Here is a 6,126-nt window from a genome sequence, read left to right on the forward strand (position 1 = left end):
ACGTCCGCACGGCTCCCCGTGGAGTGCTAACCGCCGGTCGGCGGGTGCAGCTCGCCGGTCCGGGCGACCCGGGCGTACCAGTGGGCGCTGGACTTCGGGGTGCGGGCCTGGGTGGGGTAGTCGACGTGGACCAGGCCGAACCGCTTCTCGTAGCCGTACGCCCACTCGAAGTTGTCGAGCAGGGACCAGGCGAAGTAGCCGCGCAGGTCCGCGCCGTCGGTCAGCGCCCGGTGGGCGGCCGTCAGGTGAGCGTGGAGATAGGCGGTGCGTTCCGGGTCGTCGACCGTGCCGTCCTCGCCGATCTCGTCGTGGTAGGCCGCGCCGTTCTCGGTGACCATCAGGGGCAGGTCCGGGTGGCTGTGGGCCAGTCCGGTCAGCAGCTGGTGCAGGCCGGTGGGGTCGACGACCCAGCCCATCGCGGTCTGCTCGCCCGGTGCCTGGTGGAAGCCGACCCGGTCGGCGCCCGGCCAGGGGGAACCGGTGCCGGCGCCGTGGCCGTCCTCGCGTGCGGGGGCGGTGCCCTCGGCGGCGGAGACGACGGTGGTGGTGTAGTAGTTGACGCCCAGCCAGTCCAGCGGCTGGTGGATCTCCTTCGTGTCGCCGGCCCGGACGAACGCCCAGTCGCTGAGGTGGGCCGTGTCGGCCAGCAGGTCCTCCGGGTAGGCGCCCTCCAGCATCGGGCCGAGGAAGACCCGGTTGCCGACGGCGTCGATCCGGCGCACGGCGTCCTGGTCGGCGGCGGACGGGGTGAGCGGGCGCAGCGCGTGCAGGTTGAGCGAGACCGACAGCTGCGCGCTGGCGGGCAGCAGGTCGCGCAGTGCCGTGGCGGCCAGGCCGTGGCCGAGGTTGAGGTGGTGGGCGGCCCGCAGGGCGGCCACCGGGTCGGTGCGGCCGGGGGCGTGGACGCCGGCGCCGTAGCCGAGGAAGGCGCTGCACCAGGGCTCGTTGAGGGTGGTCCAGTGCTCGACCCGGTCGCCGAGGGCCTCGCCCACCAGCGCGGCGTACTCGGCGAACCGCTCGGCGGTCGTGCGTTCGGGCCAGCCGCCGGCCGACTCCAGCTCCTGCGGGAGGTCCCAGTGGTAGAGCGTGGCGACGGGGGTGATCCCGTTGGCGAGCAGCTCGTCGGTGAGGCGGCGGTAGAAGTCCAGGCCCTGCTGGACGACCGGGCCGCGGCCGGTGGGCTGGACGCGCGGCCAGGAGACGGAGAAGCGGTAGGCGGTCAGCCCGAGTGCGGCCATCAGCCGGACGTCCTCGCGGAAGCGGTGGTAGTGGTCGGCCGCGACCTCGCCGGTGTGGCCCCGGAAGACCTTGCCGGGGGTGCGGCAGAAGGTGTCCCAGATCGAGGCGGTGCGGCCGTCCTCGGCGGCGGCGCCCTCCACCTGGTAGGCGGAGGTGGCCGCGCCCCAGAGGAAGCCGGCCGGGAACCGGTGGACGGTGGGGGAGTCGGACATGGGGTCCCTTCTCGGGGCGGGTTTCGAGCGGGGTTCGGTTCTTGACGTCGAGCGGGGTTCGGTTCTTGACGTCGAGCGGGGTTCAGTTCTTGACGGCGCCGGCGGTGATGCCGCCCACGATGTGTCTGCCCAGCAACGCGAAGACCAGTAGCAGCGGCACGGTGGAGATGAGCGCGCCGGTCAGCACGATCGCCTGGTCGACGCTGTGGTTGCCCGACCCAAGGCCGGCGAGCGCGACCTGGAGGGTGGGGTTGCCGTCCGGGGTGAGGGCGATGAAGGGCCAGAAGAAGTCGTTCCAGGCCTGGACGAAGACCAGCATGCCGAGGACGGCCATGGCCGGCCGCGCCACCGGGAACACCACGTGCCAGACGATCCGCAGGCTGTGCGCGCCGTCCACCCGGGCGGCCTCGACCAGCTCCACCGGCAGGGCCTCGACCAGGTACTGCCGCATGAAGAAGACCCCGAACGCGGCGACCAGCGAGGGCAGCACGACCGACTGCAGCTGGTCCACCCAGCCCAGGTCCGTGATGATCCGGTATAGCGGGATGACGCTGAGCTGCGGCGGGACGGTCATGGTGGCGACGACCACGGCGAGCAGCACGTTGCGGCCCCGGAAGGGCAGTTTGGCGAAGGCGAACCCGGCCAGGGTGGCGAACAGCACGGTGGACAGGGCCACCAGCCCGGCCACGACCGTGGTGTTGACCAGCGCCCGGCCCATGTGGACCTGGTTCCAGGCGAAGGCCAGGTTGTCGAACAGGTGCGGGCCCGGCAGCAGCGGCGCGGGTGCCTCGACCACCCGTTCGCCCGAGTGCGAGGCGGCGACCAGGTTCCAGTACAGCGGGAAGAGCGAGACCAGCGCGGCGAGCCCGAGCAGGACGTAGGTCAGCGGGCCGGCGTGGTGCTGGCGCCCGGCGGACGGACGCCACCGGGTACGGGTCGTGGATGCGGTGGTCATGGTTCAGCCCCTCCCGCGAGGGCGGCGGACACGGACGACGAGCGCCTGCACGGCGCCCATGGACAGCAGGAGCAGCAGCATCACCCAGGCGATCGCGGAGGCCTGGCCGAGCGCCCCGGTCACCCAGCCCTTCTCGTACATCAGCAGGCTGAGCGTCTGGAACTGGTTGCCGCTGCCGCCGCTGACTCCCAGGCTGCCGCCGAACAGCAGGGGCTCGCCGAAGAGTTGGGTGGCACCGATGGTGGACACCACGATGGTGAACAGGATGGTCGGGCGGATCGAGGGGATGGTGACGCTGAGGAACTGCCGGGCCCGGGAGGCCCCGTCGAGCGCCGCCGCCTCGTACAGGTCCGGTGGGACGGCCTGCATGGCGGCGAGGTAGATCAGCGCGTTGTAGCCCGTCCAGCGCCAGGTGACGATCGCCGAAATGGCGATCTGCGCGGGCCACTTGGAGGACTCCCAGTCCACCGGGTGGAAGCCCGCCCAGCCGATCACGGTGTTGATCAGCCCGTAGTCGCTGTTGAACAGCTGGGCGAAGACCAGCGTGGCGGCGGCGATCGAGGTCGCGTACGGCGCCAGCACCGCGACCCGCAGGAAGCCCCGGCCGCGCATCGTGTAGTTGAGCAGGTGGGCCAGGCCCAGGGCCAGCAGCAGCTGTGGCACGGTGGAGATCGCGCCGATGGTGAAGGTGTTGCCGAGGGCGTTCCAGAAGAAGTCGCTGTCCCACAGGTCGGTGTAGTTGCGCAGGCCGAGCCACTGGGCCTGGCCGCCGAGCTCGACCCGGTGCAGGGAGAGCCAGCCGGTGTAGACCAGCGGGAAGAGGCCGAAGGCCGCGAAGCAGAGGAAGAACGGCGCGACGAAGGCGTACGGCGCGGCGCGGACGTCCCAGCGGTGCAGTCTGCTGCGCCAACGTGGGCCGGCCGCTGGGGTATCGGGGGCGATGAGGTCCACGTGACTACTTCTGGATCTTGTCGTCGATCAGCTTGTTGACGTTGGCCCACGCCTGCGCGGGATCGGTGCCGCGCTGCTCGATGTCGAGGATGCCGTTGTCGGTGATGAAGGTCTTCACCTGGCCGTCCCAGCGGCTGATCGGCACGGCCTGGATGCCGGCGGCGGCCTCCGAGTAGATCCGGCCGACCGGGGTGTCGCCGAAGAACGGCAGGGTGGCGTTGCGGACGGCGGGGGAGGAGAGGGTCTCCTTGGTGGAGGGGATGTTGCCGTTGACGGCGAAGACCTTCGCGTGCTGGGCGGGGGCGGTCAGCCAGGCGGCGAGTTCGGCGGCCTCCTTGACGTGCGGGCCGGACTTCGGGACGGCGAGGAAGGAGCCGCCCCAGTTGCCCGCCACCGGGGCGGGGGCGATGTCCCACTTGCCCTGGTTCCCGGGGCCGGCCTGCTCCTTGATGATCCCGGTCATCCAGCTCGGGCAGGCGACGGTGGCGAACCTGTTGTTCTTGAAGCCCGCGTTCCAGGTGCCCTTCTCGTCGAACTGCCGCAGTTTGGCGGTGAGTCCGCCGGTGGCCGCGCTGGTGGCGACGGACCAGGCCTTCTTCACCCCCGGGCTGTTCCGGTAGTCCAACTCGCCCTTGGCGTCCGCGTACTGGACCGGCTCGCTGGAGATGACGGCGTTGAACAGGCCGCTGGCCGAGTCATGGAAGGCGGTGCCCTCGGGCGCCTTCGCCTGGTAGGTGCGGCCGGTGTCCAGGAACTTGTCCCAGCTGCCGGCCCAGAGGGCACCGACCTGCGCGCGGTCGGTCGGCAGCCCGGCCTTGGCGAAGAGGTCCTTGTTGTAGCAGATCGCCATCGGGCCGATGTCGGTGCCGAGGCCGATGACCTTGCCGTCGGCTGTGGTGGCCTGCTTGACCTTCCAGTCCAGGAAGGCGCCGAGGTCCGCGCCGCCGGTCTTGCCGAGGTCCGCCCACTTGCCCGCCAGGGCGGGCCCGGTGGCCTCGGCGATGTAGCCGACCTCGACGGCCTGGATGTCGGCGAGGCCGCTGTCCCGGGAGAGCCGCAGCTTGAGCGTGTCCCAGTACTTCTGGCCGTCGGCCACGTTGGATTCGACGATCTTGATGCCGGGGTGCAGCTTCTCGTACTCGGCGTAGAGCTTGGCGCCGGTCTCGTTGTCGTAGCCGAAGGATCCGTAGGTGCCGATCCGCAGGGTGACGGTGGCGCCTGCGCCGCCGGCCTTCGTGCCGGTGCCGCTGCCGCAGCCGGCCAGCAGGGTGGCGCTCGCGGTCAGGGCGGCGAGCGCGGTGAGGCGCCGACGTCTGATGGTGATGGTGCCGGTGGTGCGCATTCCACTCTCCTCGTCCGGGGGTGGTGTCGTCCAGGGGTGGTGTCGTCCAGGGGTGGTGCGTGGGCTTGTCGGTGGCGGCCCATGGCACGCATGGGAGCGCTCCCATGCATGCTCGGAAGGTTCCTGCCTCAGCTCGGCCGGTGTCAAGAGATGAAGCCGAATTGCCCTCAGAAGCACCGCCGTTGGCAGGCCGCCGCCACTTCCTGAACGTGGCCGGACGATGGCGGTGCCGCGCCCCGGTGATCTACGATCCTCTGCCAAGCGGGCGCGAGACCGATGGTGGCGACGGAAGGCGCGTGGACAGTGGGCGGACGGCAGACCGGAAGGCCGACCCTGGAGGAGGTCGCGGCCCGGGCCGGGGTCGGGCGCGGCACGGTGTCCCGGGTGATCAACGGCTCGTCGCGGGTGAGCGAGCAGGCGAAGGAGGCGGTGGGCCGGGCGGTCGCGGAGCTGGGCTACGTGCCCAACCGGGCGGCCCGGGCGCTGGCCGGCAGCCGGACGGACGCGGTCGCGCTGGTCGTGCCGGAGACCGAGGCCCGGCTGTTCGCGGAGCCGTACTTCCTGGACATCATCCGCGGGGTGAGCGCCGAACTCGGCGCGGCGGACAAGCAGTTGCTGCTCACGCTGATCCGCACCGAGCAGGAGCGGCAGCGCTTCGAGCAGTACCTCGCCGCGCAGCGGGTGGACGGCGTGCTGCTGGTCTCCGTCCACCGGGACGACCCGCTGCCGGACCAGGTGCGCGCGCTGGGCCTGCCGGCCGTGCTGAACGGCCGCCGTTCGCCACAGGAGCCGGTGGCGTACGTCGACTCCGACAACGTGGGGGCCGGCCGCTCGGCGGTGGAGCACCTGGCCGGGCGCGGGCGGCGTCGCATCGCCACCATCACCGGCCCGCCGGACATGGACGCTGCCCAGGGCCGGTTGGCAGGCTACCGCCAGGGGCTGGCGGCGGCCGGGCTGCCGGCGGACGAACAGCTCGTCGCCACCGGGGACTTCACGGAGGACGGCGGCCGCCGGGCGATGCGGGAACTGCTGGAGCGCTGCCCCGAGCTGGACGCGGTGTTCGCCGCCTCCGACCTGATGGCCGTCGGAGCCCTCGCCGTCCTGCGCGCCAGGGGCCTGGACGTGCCCGGAGACGTCGCGCTGGTGGGCGTCGACGACTCGCCGGTGGCCCGCCACCTCGACCCGCCGCTGACCACCGTCCGCCAGCCGATCGAGCAGATGGGCCGCACGATGGCCGGGCTCCTGCTGCGGCAGATCGCGGGCGAGGACGCGGAGCCGTCCCGGCTGGTGCTGCCGACGGAGCTGGTGGTGCGGCAGTCCTCCTGACCCGCCGGGCGGGGGGGGGCCCCCGGGGGCCCGGCGGCCCGGGGGGGGACACCCCCCGCCAACCCCCCGGAGGGCGGGTTTAAAAAACACCCGGACAGGGG

5 protein-coding genes are annotated in these 6,126 nt (G+C 72.1%); 1 reads left to right on the forward strand and 4 read right to left on the reverse strand.

The genetic code is table 11. The features are described 5' to 3' along the window. Positions 1-26: 26 nt before the first annotated feature. From ACZ3YL_RS23440 to ACZ3YL_RS23455, 4 genes are all read right to left on the reverse strand, one after another. Positions 27-1,451 (reverse strand): GH1 family beta-glucosidase, encoded by a 1,425-nt coding sequence (locus ACZ3YL_RS23440; RefSeq protein WP_465659569.1) that lies wholly within the window; start codon positions 1,449-1,451, stop codon positions 27-29. 82 nt (positions 1,452-1,533) lie between these two features. Then, on the reverse strand, positions 1,534-2,406 hold the full coding sequence (locus ACZ3YL_RS23445; protein WP_188302766.1) for a carbohydrate ABC transporter permease: 873 nt from the start codon (positions 2,404-2,406) through the stop codon (positions 1,534-1,536). Positions 2,407-2,409: 3 nt separating this feature from the next. Beyond that, positions 2,410-3,357, reverse strand: a complete 948-nt coding sequence (locus ACZ3YL_RS23450) for a carbohydrate ABC transporter permease (RefSeq protein WP_465659571.1) — start codon at positions 3,355-3,357, stop codon at positions 2,410-2,412. A gap of 4 nt (positions 3,358-3,361) precedes the next feature. Beyond that, positions 3,362-4,699: an ABC transporter substrate-binding protein gene (locus ACZ3YL_RS23455; RefSeq protein ID WP_465659573.1), complete on the reverse strand. Its 1,338-nt coding sequence runs from the start codon at positions 4,697-4,699 to the stop codon at positions 3,362-3,364. Between the two features lie 276 nt (positions 4,700-4,975). On the opposite strand from ACZ3YL_RS23455, the gene ACZ3YL_RS23460 reads away from it, so the two are divergent. Then, the gene (locus tag ACZ3YL_RS23460) at positions 4,976-6,025 is read left to right on the forward strand and encodes a LacI family DNA-binding transcriptional regulator (RefSeq protein ID WP_188302763.1); all 1,050 of its coding nucleotides are present in this window, start codon (positions 4,976-4,978) and stop codon (positions 6,023-6,025) included. Positions 6,026-6,126: the final 101 nt, after the last annotated feature.

The organism is Kitasatospora sp. NPDC023176, assembly GCF_055560495.1.